13 protein-coding genes and 1 pseudogene are annotated in these 15,279 nt (G+C 47.2%); 9 read left to right on the forward strand and 5 right to left on the reverse strand.

Going from position 1 to position 15,279, the window contains the following annotated elements; all coding sequences use genetic code 11:
• Window positions 1-304 precede the first annotated feature (304 nt).
• The 6 genes from HNR75_RS07695 (at window position 305) to HNR75_RS15605 (ending at window position 4,362) form a co-directional block, all read left to right on the forward strand.
• Complete coding sequence (locus HNR75_RS07695) at window positions 305-649, forward strand: transposase (protein ID WP_188026402.1); 345 nt, start codon at window positions 305-307, stop codon at window positions 647-649.
• Complete coding sequence (locus HNR75_RS07700; protein ID WP_188026403.1) at window positions 601-1,485, forward strand: IS3 family transposase; 885 nt, start codon at window positions 601-603, stop codon at window positions 1,483-1,485. The genes HNR75_RS07695 and HNR75_RS07700 overlap by 49 nt, the downstream gene beginning before the upstream one ends.
• 149 nt (window positions 1,486-1,634) lie before the next feature.
• A complete protein-coding gene (locus HNR75_RS07705) occupies window positions 1,635-2,366 on the forward strand; it encodes a HEPN domain-containing protein (RefSeq protein WP_188026404.1) in 732 nt (243 codons plus the stop codon).
• A gap of 106 nt (window positions 2,367-2,472) precedes the next feature.
• On the forward strand, window positions 2,473-3,174 hold the full coding sequence (locus HNR75_RS07710) for a hypothetical protein (protein WP_188026405.1): 702 nt from the start codon (window positions 2,473-2,475) through the stop codon (window positions 3,172-3,174).
• A gap of 86 nt (window positions 3,175-3,260) precedes the next feature.
• Entirely contained in the window at window positions 3,261-3,539 is a 279-nt protein-coding gene (locus tag HNR75_RS07715; protein WP_188026406.1) for a hypothetical protein, read from the forward strand.
• A gap of 10 nt (window positions 3,540-3,549) precedes the next feature.
• Window positions 3,550-4,362, forward strand: coding sequence for a restriction endonuclease (locus HNR75_RS15605; protein ID WP_188026407.1), 813 nt, complete (start codon window positions 3,550-3,552; stop codon window positions 4,360-4,362).
• A gap of 165 nt (window positions 4,363-4,527) precedes the next feature.
• Here the strand turns inward: HNR75_RS15605 and HNR75_RS07725 are convergent.
• Window positions 4,528-4,791, reverse strand: a pseudogene (locus HNR75_RS07725) (hypothetical protein); the annotation flags it as partial.
• Window positions 4,792-5,028: 237 nt separating this feature from the next.
• Between HNR75_RS07725 and HNR75_RS07730 the strand changes: the two are divergent.
• Complete coding sequence (locus HNR75_RS07730) at window positions 5,029-5,973, forward strand: Na/Pi cotransporter family protein (protein ID WP_188026409.1); 945 nt, start codon at window positions 5,029-5,031, stop codon at window positions 5,971-5,973.
• 105 nt (window positions 5,974-6,078) lie between these two features.
• Here HNR75_RS07730 and mukB read toward each other — a convergent pair whose 3' ends face one another.
• From mukB to HNR75_RS07750, 4 genes are read right to left on the reverse strand one after another with little or no spacing between them, the layout of a single operon-like run.
• Window positions 6,079-10,521 (reverse strand): chromosome partition protein MukB, encoded by a 4,443-nt coding sequence (gene mukB, locus HNR75_RS07735; RefSeq protein WP_188026410.1) that lies wholly within the window; start codon window positions 10,519-10,521, stop codon window positions 6,079-6,081.
• Window positions 10,518-11,240 (reverse strand): chromosome partition protein MukE, encoded by a 723-nt coding sequence (gene mukE / locus HNR75_RS07740; protein ID WP_188026411.1) that lies wholly within the window; start codon window positions 11,238-11,240, stop codon window positions 10,518-10,520. The genes mukB and mukE overlap by 4 nt, the downstream gene beginning before the upstream one ends.
• Window positions 11,221-12,558, reverse strand: a complete 1,338-nt coding sequence (mukF, locus tag HNR75_RS07745; RefSeq protein ID WP_188026412.1) for a chromosome partition protein MukF — start codon at window positions 12,556-12,558, stop codon at window positions 11,221-11,223. Before mukF ends, mukE begins: the two co-directional genes overlap by 20 nt.
• A 23-nt stretch (window positions 12,559-12,581) precedes the next feature.
• Window positions 12,582-13,355 (reverse strand): methyltransferase domain-containing protein, encoded by a 774-nt coding sequence (locus tag HNR75_RS07750; RefSeq protein WP_188026413.1) that lies wholly within the window; start codon window positions 13,353-13,355, stop codon window positions 12,582-12,584.
• A 94-nt stretch (window positions 13,356-13,449) separates the two neighbouring features.
• On the opposite strand from HNR75_RS07750, the gene elyC reads away from it, so the two are divergent.
• Window positions 13,450-14,205: an envelope biogenesis factor ElyC gene (gene elyC, locus HNR75_RS07755; protein WP_188026414.1), complete on the forward strand. Its 756-nt coding sequence runs from the start codon at window positions 13,450-13,452 to the stop codon at window positions 14,203-14,205.
• 187 nt (window positions 14,206-14,392) lie between these two features.
• Window positions 14,393-15,148, forward strand: a complete 756-nt coding sequence (gene tpiA, locus HNR75_RS07760) for a triose-phosphate isomerase (protein WP_188026415.1) — start codon at window positions 14,393-14,395, stop codon at window positions 15,146-15,148.
• Window positions 15,149-15,279: the final 131 nt, after the last annotated feature.

The following is a 15,279-nucleotide window of genomic DNA, read 5'->3' on the forward strand; positions in this document are numbered from 1 at the left end:
TTTCTGATTGGTTTTCTGTGTTCATAGTTATAAGCTCACTCTGCCTTGCTATACGGGCTCGAGGCCCCGATGACTGTCCGAGTTATCGCTAAAGAATTATGCAGCGCTCACACTTGTTATCGGTCTCTCAATGAGGAGCCAAACTTGAATCGAGCTACTGCATAAAGGCCCTCAACGGCCATTGAGGGTGGGCCTCTAATTTACCCGTTTTACTGAACACATTAACCATACAAAAATTTAAAGCTGGACGTGGACTTCACCCACTTTTTCGGACACGCATTGATAACTAAAACAGAGGTCATCAATGCCTGCTTATACAAACCCTAAACGTATTTTTAAGTACTCCGACGAGTTCAAAATGAAAGCCGTCCAATGGAGTTTTGATCCCGAGCGCAGCGTCAAAGAAGTCGCTGCTGCGCTGGACATTCATCCTTTTATGTTGTCTCGTTGGCGTAAAGAATTTCGTGAAGGTAAGTATGGTCCCATGAAGTCCACAACCAAATCAGCGAAACCCAACGCTCAGCTCAAAGAGCAAGATGAACTGAAAAAACTCAGAAAGCGCATTGCTGAACTTGAAGAGGAAAATGACATCCTAAAAAAGTGGCAACGCTTTCTGGCCGAGGAACGGCGGAAACCTTCCGGTTCATAAAAAAACAGGCTCATCGTCTTTCTGTGGCCCGTCTCTGCCAACGGCTGGGCGTTTCTCGCAGTGGTTATTATGACTGGCTGAAGCGCCCGCCCAGTGCTCATGAGCAACAGGATGCTGTATTACTGATGCATATTCGTCGCGTGTTCAAAGCATCTTCGGAACGTTACGGCAGTCCTAAAATTTATCAGGTACTTCGCTCAGAAGGCATTGTCATTAGTCGTAAGCGCGTTGCCAGATTAATGCGAGAAAATGGCTTAAAAGCTCGTGTTGAGCGAGTTTATAAGCGATTGAACAAGCTGCGGGCTGAATTAAAAGTGCTGCCGAATCATCGGTTACAGACACCGAAACCAACAGGACCAAATCAACAATGGTCCAGCGATGTCACGTATATCCGTCATGGTCGCAGACATGTGTTTCTCGCAGTAATTGTCGATCTCTGGTCCCGAAAAATTATTGGTTGGGCACTCCATGAAAAGCTCAATGCTGAATTGTCAGTAGCGGCTTTATATAAGGCATTGAAGCAACGGAAACCGAAACCAGGTCTCCTTCTTCATACTGACCGTGGCGTTGAGTTCAGAGCGCAAGCCATGCAAGTCTGGCTGAATAAGTTTGGTATTCGGCACAGTATGAACCGACCAGGTCAATGTACTGATAATGCAGAGGTTGAATCGTTCTTTAAGACTTTAAAATCAGAACTGATTTACGAAAATTATTTTCCAACTGTAGCTGCATTGCGAGAGCAGATCAGTGGATACATTCGGAATTTTTATAATAAGGTGCGGCTGCACAGTAGTTTGAATTACGTATCTCCGATACAGTTTGAACATGCCGCTTAATAAACGCGTGTCCGTTTTATCGGGTGAACATCAATTGCTACGCAACCCCACAAGTAAAAGTTGTGCTGTCTTTATATATAGTCATATTAGTATCTAGCCAAAGGATAGTTGGCTATCGTTGTAAACATAATGCTTTTAAGGGATAAATTATGAGTGATTGGGATTTCCTTTATGATATGAATGCTCGCGGTTTCAGTTCCTCTGAAATTGCTGATGCCGCTGCTTGTGGTTATGCCCCTTGGGAATATATTGACGACGATGATGAATGTGAAGAACAAATCCAATCAACTGTAGAACCCAAAAAGAAAAAAAATAAGCAGAAACAACAAATTAGCTACTCGCAAGCTTTTAATACCTTTGAATATTCCATCAAAGACGCTACAGAACTTCTAGATCATTTTGATTCCATTAACACAAATCCACCTCCAAGTAATGCTGAAGTATTAAAAAGAGCTAGCCTAATAATGGCATTGGCGGCTCTAGAGACATATATAGAAGACAGAATTACAGAGGCAGCAAACAAAATTTCGACTAATAATGATGAAAATAAAAAATTACAGTCATTTTTTACAAGGTCGTTGCAGCATGATCTAAAAACATTCCATACACCTAGCACTGACCGAATAAAGTCCATTTTCGTGAAATACTTTGATATCGATGTAACCGAAGGCTGGGTTTGGAATAACGTAGATCAAAATAAAGCCAAATCTGAACTCAATAAAGTTGCAAAAAAACGTGGTGATATAGCACACCGGTCTCTTAGACCACAGCCAGGACAACCAATGCCTCACGCTGTCACTCGTGAAGAATTGTCAAAACATATTAGATTTATTTGTAATTTAGTTCTTGCTACAGAAAAGTTCCTATTTGAAAAAATTTGATGCTAAAGCTCATAATATCTCGGCAAACAGCACAATAAAAACTTGGTATGGGACCGCTCCGCGGCCCCACAAGTAAAAGTTAAACCGTTTCCTGGATTCAAAATTTATGAATAATCAAATCAAAACTATCTATCAAAAACTTTTTGATTCGTTGATAAGTTCAAAATACAAAGGAAAAGACAAAAAACTATGTTTATTTAACGCTCAAGTTGGTAATCAATATGATAAAAAACTAATGATCGTTGGTAGAGCCGTAAATGGATGGAGTAATGAATTTACAATCAACAATATAAATAACACAGAACTATTAAGTGCATTAGATACACCAAAAACATCTGAATGCCCACTAAAATGGATTATTAACACCTCAAATGAAGATGAAGGTTACAATTCAAATAGGTCTGCATTTTGGCGTATTGCTAAAAAAACAGCCTTTCATCTGAATCCTAAGTTATCAAATGATAGCTGGTCTTCATCGATTGTTTGGTCAAACTTATACAAAATTGCACCAAGTGCAGGTGGTAATCCATCTGATTCCTTATGTGATCTACAATTCCAATTTTGCAATAAGATATTGCAGTTAGAAATTGAGTTATATAAACCAAAATATATTTTATTTCTTACTGGCATTAACTGGTTCAATGGTTACCTTGAAGAAAATAATTCATTTAAAAACAATCTAGAATATAAATACATAGATGCAACAGGCACTTATTTGTCATCAAAAATCATTATTGCCAAACACCCACAAGGCAAACCAGAGGATATTTTTATTTCTGAACTATCAAAAGCGTTTTCAACGGTTTAACAACCAATTTAAACTCGTTCGCTTTGCTCACTGGACGGCACTTCGTGCCGCCGCTTAATTGAAAGTTATGTTTAATGGAGATATATGTGGGTATACGTGAGATATATGCGCTCGGAACTTACGGCAAAGTCAAAGGTAAAAAATTTAAAGCTAGAAAAAATAGCAAAGGTTTCTATATTTTAAACAAAAAAGCTAAAGAAGATGGTGTCAATACTACTAACAGAGCAAAAAATATTGTTTTGGTTGAAACACTCGAAGATGCTCTTATTCTGCTCAAAACAAATGATTATCTAATAAATTTGGTTTGTGACGATAATACAAGAGCATTAAGAGAGTACACCAAAGTCGTAGTGGATTTTTATTGAGGTTGTCCAAGTGACTATCGTTGAAGCAATTACATCTGTTCTAAAGTCCCAAAATAAGCCTCTTACTTACAAACAAATATACAATTTTATTATAGAAAATAATCTATATTCATTTGGTGCGAAATCTCCAGAAAGCATAGTAAATAATAAGCTAAGGAAACATTGTTTCGGCTTAGACTTCCCATCTGCAAGTCCTGAAAAATTTTTCATTATTAGTTCAATCGAAAATGAAACTAGATACTTTTTATATGACAAAAATATAAATGAGCAAATAATTCCGAAAACAAAAGCACCAATTGATGCCGAAAAATTACCAGAAGAAAAATTAGAGGATGCCTACACTCATCATAGAGAAGGCATAAAAATTAGTTTACTTGAGCAAATATTACAATCTCCCCCATCATTCTTTGAAAGATTAGTTGTCGATTTACTTCTTGCCATGGGCTATGGCGGTGATTTTAAAGATGCAGGTATTGTTCAAGGTGGTACTGGTGATGGTGGTATCGATGGTGTAATTAAAGAAGACAAACTAGATCTTGATAAAATTTATATACAAGCAAAACGATATACAGATAAAAAAGTTGGTAGACCAGAGTTACAACAATTTGTTGGGGCTATGGAAAATGTGCAAAAAGGCGTTTTCATAACAACTTCTGGCTTTAGTGCTGGTGCTATTGAATATAGTAAAAAACAACAAAAAAACATCGCATTAATTGATGGCACTGTTTTATGTGATTTGATGGTTACACATGGTGTTGGTGTGTCAAAATTAAAAACTTATACAACATTTCGTGTTGACTCTGATTATTTTAGTGATAATTAACCATACAAGTGACTGTAGATTTTAGTGGACTTCACCCACAATCCAAAGTCATAACAATGGACAAATCTCCGTGTTTGCCCATTATCAAAATATATCAGAAGCTCATGCCCATATTACAACCGTCAGGTCATTGAGCATCAACCACCAACTTCCTCCCCCATTGCCTCAACACAACATTTCAGCATGAAAAAAGGCAGCTTCGGTATTACCACCGAATCCACGCAGACCGACTACATGGACATGTTCCTGCTTGCCATGCACCTTACGGATCAGTTTATACGTTGTGCCTTTTTCCGGACTGATATTTTCCGGTGCCGCAATCAGCAATTGTATATCCTGCCGTTCACACAACTCGAACAGGGCCGCAATCGACCTTGCATCCAGACGAGCTGCTTCGTCCAAGAACAGCAGGCGGCAAGGTTCCCGATCACTGCTGCGCATGTGGTTCCATTGTCCGATCACAAATTCTGCTTACACAGATCTTATCGATATTAAAGAACAATATATACTTGAAAGTGTTGAACATATTGGTGAGAAACATGTTACTGATATTTTTGAGCACATTGAAAAGCTCCCTATACACCCCCCATATGGATCGCATTGTTTATCTTGTGAGATGCTGACTTACCCCACGAACTCAAGTTGGGAGTATCCGGAGAGGATGAAATGGATATACAGGCAACCAGTCTGCAGACTTTATTCGGCGCCCTCTCCGCGATTATCCTGTTTATCTACGGACTCCAAGGATTTAGCCGGGAGTTGCGGGCTGTCGGTGGACTTGCCCTGCAATTCTGGCTTGGGCGAGTGACGGCGAACCGTTGGCTCGGCTTCACCGTCGGTGCGCTAGCTACTGCTGTCGTGCAATCAAGCAGTGCAATCACGTCTTTGACTGCGGCCTTTGTCGATGCGTCAGCCATCTCGTTCCGTGCCAGTCTCGGGGTATTGCTGGGGTCCAATGTCGGCACGACCGCAACAGCCTGGCTAGTATCACTCAAACTTACAGATATCGGTCCATTCTTTATTGTTCTGGGTGCACTTATATCCATACTGCCCAAGCGAGTGAGCGTGATTGGAAAAGCTGTCTTTTATTTCGGACTGATCTTCTTTGCGCTTGATCTCATTTCAGCAGAACTAACGCCGCTTCGCGAACAACCTGAATTCTCCAAATGGCTCTCCCTTGCTCAGGCACCATGGCTGGGCTTGGCCACCGGCTTGGTGTTCACCGCGCTTGTTCAATCGAGTAGCGTAACAACCGGGGTCACTATCCTGTTAGTACAGCAGGGAATGTTACCCGCTGAGTCAGCGATACCCATCGTGGTAGGAGCCAACGTTGGGTCGACTTCGACAGCATTGCTAGCGAGTATCGGGATGAACGCTGTAGCCCGTGCAACTGCAATAGCCAATTTCCTGTTCAATGTCGCCGGCGCGGTTATCTTCTTCCCATTCTTGCAGCAGTTCGCTCACGCAATGGTGCAGCTTGCTGGAGATCCTGGCATGGCTGTCGCCTGGGCGCATCTGCTCTTCAATCTGACAACCGCGCTAGTGTTCCTTACTTCCATGGACTGGGTAGAGCCTCGGCTCCAAACGTTGCTGTTACGAAATCGTTCTTGAAATTGATGATAAATACAGACAAAGGATAAATATCGTATTCTGGTTGGCTCAATCGGCGAGTTAGAATCAAAAACAAAAGGCAGCCTCGGCTGCCTTTAGATTCTGTCATGCGGCTTCGGTATTGCCCCCGAAACCACGCAAACCGACTACATGGACATGCTCCTGCTTGCCATGTACCTTACGGATAAGTTTATACGTCGTGCCTTTCTCCGGACTGATGTTTTCCGGTGCCGCAATCAGCAATTGCATATCCTGTCGTTCACATAATTCGAACAGGGTCGCAATCGACTTGGCATCCAGACGGGCTGCTTCGTCCAGGAACAGCAGGCGACAAGGTTCCAGATCACTGCTGCGCAGACGACGATTTTCATCTTCCCAGCTCTGCAGCACCATCAGCAGAATAGCCTGACCCGTACCGATAGCCTCACCGGTAGACAGTGCCCCACTCTCGGCCCGTAACCAGCCATCCACACCACGTAATACCTCAATTTCAAGTTCAAGGTAGTTGCGGTAATCCAGCAAGGCCTCGCCCAGTACCTGGAAGCTGCGGTCACCCTGATCGATATGCGGATTCAGGCGTTGGAACAGCTTGGCCATCGCTTCAGAGAAGGTCAGCTCGTTGCTGGAGAACAGATCCTGATGCTGCTGCGCATGTTCACCCAATGTTTGCAGTAAACGGGCATACGCCTCACGCACATTCACATTCAGACGCACACCACGGACCTGACCGAAGGTAATATTCTGCAATCCCTGGTTCATAACGCGGATACGGTTCTGTTCCCGGCGAATAATATTCGTGATCTTCGCGGCCACTTCATGCGATGACAGGGACAGATGCGTTTCGCGCTGTTTTAGCTCATCCGCCAGACGTGCCAGCTCAATTTCCATTTCCTCGATCGCATCAATCGGATCATCCGAACGGATGATGTCATGACGGATACGATCCTTCAGATAACGGTAAACCTGAATATAGAACTGTACCTTCTGCTCCGTCTGACGATTCCCTTCTGATAACCGCAGACTGTCGCGCAATGAGTCGTCACCCGCTACCGCCAGACGTAAGGCGCCAAGCGATTTATCGGACATGGAACGCAGATCTTCCGCTTCCAGATAAGCCAGTTCACGGCGGTTGAGTTGCTTCTCGACATTGTTGGTCCGGGCCAGTGACAGAACCCGGCTCCAGGTTTTCTTATGTTCCAGCAGCAGATGCCGTGCGGCGCGATACTCTTTGTTTTCCGAGTTAAAACGCTGATTCAGGCTGTCGATATCACGCCGGCAGATCTGGTATTGCGTCTCAGCCTGCGTACGGCGACTGCGGGTACGCACCAACTGATCTTCAAGATCACGTTTTTTGCTTCTCGCCTGATCTTCCATATCCGTCGCAACCTGCAGACCCATTTGCTGCAATTCACGCTCGAATTCCTGCAGCGTCTGTGTTTTTGCCTGCAAGCTGGAATTCAGTGCTGTCTGCACCTGGATCGCGTCCTGATACCGCTGAGCGATCTGTTTTAATTGCTCGGTCAGCTGACGACGTAACTGCTCGGCATCCGCTAGTTTCTGTTTCAGACGTTCGCTGATCTCGGAAGTCTGACCCAGCAGGCTTTCCGCGTCGTGGTAGGCAAAATAGGCTCGGCGGGCAAAGAGTTCATCCAGCGCAAAGGCCTGACGACGAACCTCGGTCAACTGCTGCTCGGCAGCGAAGCCTGCCTGCTGCAATTCATCATAGGCAGCCGGATCTTCACGTAATACATCCAGCATCGTTTCCAGCTGACGGCATGCTTTATCGTGTTTATCCAGGAACTGCTGTGCCTGCTGGCAGGATTCAAGTTCTGTCTCGGCCTGCACCAGCCGTTCACTCAGTGAGGTATCAAACAGCAGACTGAACTGCGACTGCAGACGAACAACCAGTTGCTGTTGCTGCTGCAAGGCAGTCAGACGCTGGCGATATTGATGTTCATTCTGCTGCTGTTGCTGCAGATTATGTTCTGCCTGCCGAATTTCGGATTGTAAAGCCGCCAGGGCCGCTTCCGGATCATCCTCAAATGCCACATGCAGATGTTCCGTCATGAACTGGCTCAGGTGATGATACAGGCGGTTCTGTTTCTGCTGTTCAAACGCGGCTTTGGCATAAGCCTCAACGATTTCATCACGCTGCGCAGACAGCAGTTCAATACGTTGCTCCCGCGCCGCCCGACCGAATACCGGTACTTCCGGATAACGCGAATAACGGATTTCACGCTGACTGGTCCGCACCAGCACGGCTTTATCAAACTCGCTGGCGTCATGCAGATTTTCATCGAAGGCATCCGGATTACCCTGAATCAAATAGATATCGTCAGGCAAATCCGTCAAGGTGTTCAGCTGCGTGATGGCACCGTCCAGATCCATAACGACAATCGCACTGCGTGCCGGTCCGAACAAGGCGGAATAGTACGGCGCATCGTCGAGAGAGATATCGTCGTAAACATCGGTCAGCAGCACGCCGCCCAATTGCTCACAGATACGAACCAATTGCGGATCTTCGTTACCGGCAAATTGCTGCAGATTGCGGAGCTGCTGCTCTAGCGACTCTTTCTGCTGCTGCAGCCGGTGCTTTTCCTGTTCCAGACGACGTTCTGATTCCAGCGTGCGCTGCAACAACTGACTGATGGCCACAGGCGATTCCAGCGTTTCGCCGGTCATCTCCTGCAATTTATCCAGTTTTTCATGCGCCACCAGCCAGGCGGGTGCTTTCTTGCGCAGTTGCTCGATCTGCTGACGCGTCGCATCCAGCTGGTGATGTACGCGGATGCGATCCTGCTGATCATGCTCCAGCTTCTGCTGCAGCGTATCCTGCTGTTCTGTTAATGCGGCGGCTAACTCACCGAGTTGCGCATTATCCGTCAGGTCATAGTGATTACCCTGACTTTCCAGCTGGCGTAACAGTTGTTCCTGAATGGCAATCAGGGCATTTTGCTGTTCAAGATCGCGGCTGATATCCTGCAGAGCCCGTTCAGCCTGCTGACGACGAGCAATCGCAGTCCGGTAGCTCCGGGCCTGTTCAATCACGCTTTGCGCCTGTTCCCATGCCTGTTCGCGGGAAATCGGGCCGGTGATTTGCTGTAACGCAGCAAATGCTTTTTCATACTGGTCTGCAGCCGCTTTGGCCAGTCGTAACCGTTGTTGCAATGACAACACCTGATCGGTCGCCTGCTGTTCCTGATCACGCAGCGTTTGCTGGAAACCAACCACATTGTCCGGTGTCAGATCCGGTAGGTCACACAGCTTCTGCGCCTGTTCCAGTGCATTCACTGCCTGACGGTACTGAATTGCCCGCGTTTGCTGTACATCCAGCGCCTGCTGATAGTCTGCCAGCTGACTTTTCAGGCTGTCGGCTTCATCTTCACTTTGCGCCTTGCGTAATTCCAGCTCGGTTTTTTCTTCAGCCAGTTCAGCCGTAATCGCAGACTGTTCTTCGGCTTTCAGCGTCAGCTCTTCAACATCTTCCCGGTACTGGACGATCTTGTTGGTCAGGCCGGTGGCTGCCATCACCTTGGCCAGATGTTCTGCGGCTAGTTCCAGATCTTCCGTCAGATGTTTTTCGCGTGCAGTCATCTGTTCAGCTTCTTCCGCCAGATAGATTGCCCGCTGTTTTTCTTCACGGATCAAACGCTGCTTGTCCTGCAACTGCTTACGCCCCTGCAGCGCCAGCTCGGACAAACGCTGTTTCTCGCTCTGATTCCGCACATAGTCCGCAGCCACGTAATTCGTGGTTTCAGTGATCAGATGGCGGAACAAGTCGCGCTGCGTCTGCGTCTCTTTAATCGCATCCAGCGTCCGGCGGTTTTCATGAATCGCCGCTTCCATATCCTGGAAGGCCTTACGCACACCGGAGTTTTCCGGCAACAGATATTCACGCAGGGAACGGCTGATGGAAGAAGAAATACCACCGTACAGTGATGCCTCGATCAGGCGATAGAATCGGGAACGATCACGCTGATCACGCAGCTTCTTCGCGGTAACCCCGTATTCGAACATGACGTTGTGATAATCGGTCACCGAATTGAATTTCACAAAACGGATGGCACCCAGCTCGGCCGCGTATTTGCGCAATTCATTGAACGGACGAACCTTTGCTTTATCCCCGTCCAGCTTTTCCAGAAGAAAATCGGTAGGTTGCAAATTTTCCGGTACATCCAGCATACAGAATGGCGTGATATTGACTTTATTATCACGGTTAGCCACCTGCTCCAGATGCACACCAAACCACAGGCGCTGGCCTTTGGAGTTACGGACATCAATCATCGAATAGCAATGACCACGCTGCAGTTTGCCGTACAGCCCGCGGTCCCGGCTGGCAGAAGAACTGCCCGCCTCTGTGGTATTACGGAAATGCAGCAAAGTCTGGTCGGGAATCAGTGCCGTGATCAGCGCCGCCATACTGGTCGACTTACCCGCACCGTTACCGCCGGATAATGTTGTCACCATCTGATCCAGTTCAAAGGTCCGGGCAAAGAACCCGTTCCAGTTGATCATGGTGAAAGAGAGAAATTTACCACGCGTGATCATATATCCAGCCCCAGTTGCTCTTCGTCTTCTTCTGCTTCATCCAGTGAATCCCATACGGTTTCACGGGTTGGTAATTCGTCATCATGCAAAATCGCTTCGCCTTCACGGATCATGCGCAGTTGCACTGCACGCGCATCTTCATCGGTGCGGACATCCGCGGCGAACCGGAACACAGCTTCATTCACCCGGAATCTGTCCCCGGTTCCCAGCGCCGTTACCATACCGAGACGGCGCAGACGGCGCATGGAGGTACGAATACGTTCCTGCAGTTTTTTCTTGTCTAAATCGGTACCACCACTACGCTGGTTTACCATGCGCAACAACTGACGTTCATCTGCCAGGGAAACAATCTCTTCCTGCAGATCCTGCAATGAAAATATGCCTTCATTCGCCAGACGATCAGGGCTCAGATAGAGATAGCACAGAACCTTACCCACCAGCATATCCAGCTCAGACAGCACGGAGGTGCCGATTTCAGAAGTTGAACGCGGACGCAGATAGAAGAAGCCTTCCGGAGCTTTGATGAGCTCAACCTGATAACGGCTGTAAAAACTTTCCAGCTCGTCATGGTAATCCAGCAGATAGGAATGACTGTCCAGATCATCTGCGCTGATATGCTTACCACTACGTAAAGCCGTATCTAGTTTGGGAAATAATGGATTAGCAATTGCCTGCGCCAGACGCAGAGCAATAGGAAGTTCAGTATTGATCAATGACATGAGCCTGTACCTTGGCGCCTGAATTATTAATAGGTTTCCATTTAGGATGACGAATGCCGCTTAACTCGGTGGCCGAATAGCCAAGACGAACCGCCTGATCCACCAGCATGCGGGCCACATCAAAATGCTGATATTCGGGATATTGCAGCAGATACTCTTTCAGGATGTCGGCCATATCCAGCGGTTTGCCATGTAACTGGAAGTCAGACAGATAAACACCGATATGTTCCGACAGTTTTTCATCCAGCGCCTGAATTTCCTGGAATTCCAGTGTGGCTGGTAACTCGCCGGTGATTTCATCGTTATGCAGTACCAGTGTCTCATCCCGCAATTCCAGCAGACGATTTTCCTGTGCCACCAGCAGTAACCAGTTGTGATTGTCAAAATCACGGATGGATTCACGAAGGCGCTGGCTGAACACGCGGTTCTTATCCATATCAATCGCATTACGGATAAATTTGTGCACATGGCGGTCATACCGGGCCCAGAGCTCGATACATTGCTGGCCCCAGTTCAGAATCGCATCAATACGGCTTTGCAGATCAAAAGTCAGCTGTTCGACATGCGCAGAAGAAACGGCCTGCTCGCGGGCAGTTTCCTGAATATTCAGCAGACCGGATTGCAGTTTATGCCCGGCCGCGTCCAGCGTATCCTGCAATTCACGCAGCGTTTGTCCTGTTTCCCGCAGCAGCTTTTCACAGTTATGAATGGCCTGCGTCCAGTCCTGATTCAGAAGATCAGCGATATCCGCTTTTACCTGATTTTGTTGATCATCCATCGCCCTTTGAATCAGATCGATACGACTCAGGATCTCTTCAACCGAGTATTTAAGACGTGGGTAGACTTCAGCATCCCAGGCTGATTCGTCAGTAGCATGCAGTGCGGCGGAATACGCCTTATCCAGCTCGCCGGCAACCTGCTCCAGTAGCAGGGACAGTTTCACGCTGTTAACCTGCTGCTGATCGAGATAGAACTCGATAATGCCGACCGCAAGCCGGGTCAGACGGTAAACGCTTTCACCAGCGACCGGATCCGTATTAAAACGTGACAACAGTCGTTGACGAACAAGTTCATTGATGGCGTTATTAGCCCGGATTGTCAGGGTTTCATCCATGAGACCATAAAGCTGGCTGACATAACCAAACGCGTCATGCAGTGTCGCTTCGCTTAATTCCTGCGTTTGCTCATCCCGTGCCATTGAGGAAATAGCGATCAAAAACGCCAGTCGTTCATTACCAAGATGAAGTTCCAGCTGTTCCTGTTTCACCCAACCCACCAGTTCCGGCAGGCTGCGCTCAGGCCTTAGTTGTTGGTTCATTATAGTCTCTTATCAATCATAATTTACTGGCACGGTTTACTGGCCAGCAGATGCATGTAACGTCCAAGATGAACGAACGGCTCCTGCTGACAATAACGTAATTCCATTTCCAGTAAATCGGAAAATTTTTTGTGCTGATCTTCTTTATGACGCATGTAATCGTGAATCACCCGCACACCGCTGCGACATAACAGTGGCATCTTCCACTCTTCCAGCCATTGATATACATCGGCTGGCTTCTGCGGATTGGTGGGCGTCAGCTTTTGCTGACGTTTTTTTACCAGACCCGCCCGGATGTAGTCAAAATTACCGACCACCAGACTCTGGAACAGCAACGCATCGCGGTTATAAAACAGCAGCGAAAAGAGTCCGCCCGGTTTCAGGTAGTTCAGTAAACCGGCCAGCGTTTCTTTCGGATTGGCCAGCCATTCGACCACGGCATGGCATAACACCAGATCGAAACTACCATGTACATGAATAGGCAGATCCTGAATAGAACAGTGCACCAGCCGGATACGTTCTGTCAGGCCTTTTTCCGCAACCTGTTCTTTTGCCAATGCCAGCATATCAGCCGAAAGATCACATAGTGTGACATCATGACCCAATGCCGCCAGCTTCTGGGCGAAAAAGCCAAAACCGCCGCCGGCATCCAGAATCCGTAGCGGTCTGTCACCCAAATGAGCCAACCCCTGTTCCAGGTCACGCCAGACCACCGCAGTACGTATTTTCCCTTTACTGGTGGCATAAATATTCTGGGCAAATTTTTCTGACAACCCATCAAAAGAGTGATCTGACATAAGCGTTTGTTCTGCTGCAAGCGATAAAAAAGGCCGTTATTCTGTCACAAGCCGTGAAAACGGGGAATTTGGATCATCAAATCGGAATGAAGATATGGTTTTTGTGCTTAAAAAATGGCTTGGTTTACTGCTGATGCCATTACCTTTCTGCTCATTATTGCTTTTATTGGGCTTAATCCTGTTATGGGCAACCCGCTGGCAAAAAAGCGGAAAACTGTTCATATCGGTTGCCACCGTATTACTTATCACCTTCTCCCTGCGTCCGGTCAGCGTTGAATTAAACCGACCACTGGAGCAGCTTTACCCACCCTTCCCGGAAGAGCAGCCGGTTGATTTCATTATTGTTCTCGGCCATGGCCATGTTTCCGATCCCGCCGTTCCGCTCGCCAGCCAGCTGACCGAAGCCGCTTCAGCGCGGATACAGGAAGCCATCCGGATCAAACGGTTAAATCCGGCTGCACATCTGATCTTCTCCGGCAGCATTGCCGGCGATCCGCTCTCGGGAGCCGAGATGTACGCCCGTATTGCCGAAGCCAGCGGGATTCCCCGTAGTGATATGACTCTGATTGAAAATGCCCGAGACACCGAAGAGGAAATCGCGCGTGACAGCCTGCTGATCAAAGGGCACCCGACCGCGTTGGTGACGTCGGCTTCGCACATGCCCCGGGCCATGACGCTGTTCAAAAATACCGCTGCGAATATTATCCCGGCACCGGCACAGTATGTGGGCCGCAGGGCTCAGGGGGAGATTCCTCTCTACGGGTATTTACCATCCGGCCGTTATTTGATGTACTCTGAAATGGCACTGCATGAATGGATTGGCGCACTGTGGAATCGTATTCGTAACTGATTTGTTAATTTTTGACGATTAATTGAACGGTTTCGTTACTTTCGAGTGAAGTTTCTGCTAATAGCTGGTGAGCAGAATAAAAAATTACGGGCAGTAACAAAATGGCGTCTATTCGTCAGGCGTCACACCTTCTATAATGCGGTGCAAATACTTATAAACATCACAAACCATCCTGAGGATACAGCAAATGAGACAACACCTGATCATGGGTAACTGGAAACTGAACGGTACTAAAGCGTCTGTTGAAGCTCTGGTTGAAGGTCTGAAAGCACCGGTAGCTGCAGCTGCAAACGTTGAAGTTGCTGTTTGTGCGCCTGTTATTTTCCTGGGTCAAGTTGAACAACTGACTGCCGGTTCTGCACTGAAATACGGTTCACAAGACGCAGACGTTCACACTTCCGGCGCATTCACTGGCGAAAACTCTCCGGTTATGCTGAAAGAATTCGGCTGCAAATACGCTCTGGTTGGTCACAGCGAACGTCGTACTCTGCACGCAGAAACTGACGCTGTTGTAGCTGCTAAATTCGTTGCTATCCAGGCTGCTGATCTGGTTCCTGTTCTGTGCATCGGTGAAACTCTGGAACAATTCGAAGCTAACCAGACTAACGCTGTTGTTGAAGCTCAGCTGAAAGCGGTTATCGACGTAGCTGGTATCGAAGCTCTGGCTAAATCTGTTATCGCTTACGAGCCAGTATGGGCTATCGGTACCGGTAAAACTGCAACTCCTGAAATCGCTCAGGCAGTTCACGCTCACATCCGTGCTTACCTGGCTGGTTTCAATGCTGACGTTGCCGCTAAAGTACAGGTTCTGTACGGTGGTTCTATGAACGCTGCAAACGCTGCTGACCTGCTGGCTCAGGCTGACATCGACGGCGGTCTGATCGGTGGTGCATCTCTGAAAGTAGCAGACTTCACTGCTATCATCGAAGCTGCTGCCAAGTAATATGCTTTGTAAGGCATCCCGTAAAGGGGTGCCTTTTCTGTATTACACAGTCTGGGTATGACCAGGGTGAATATCGAGACAGCTGATATAATCATAAAGACAGGCTATGTGTAGTACGTGACTCGAGAATC

Source organism: Tolumonas osonensis (genome assembly GCF_014202415.1).
GTDB classification, from domain to species: Bacteria; Pseudomonadota; Gammaproteobacteria; order Enterobacterales; family Aeromonadaceae; genus Tolumonas; species Tolumonas osonensis.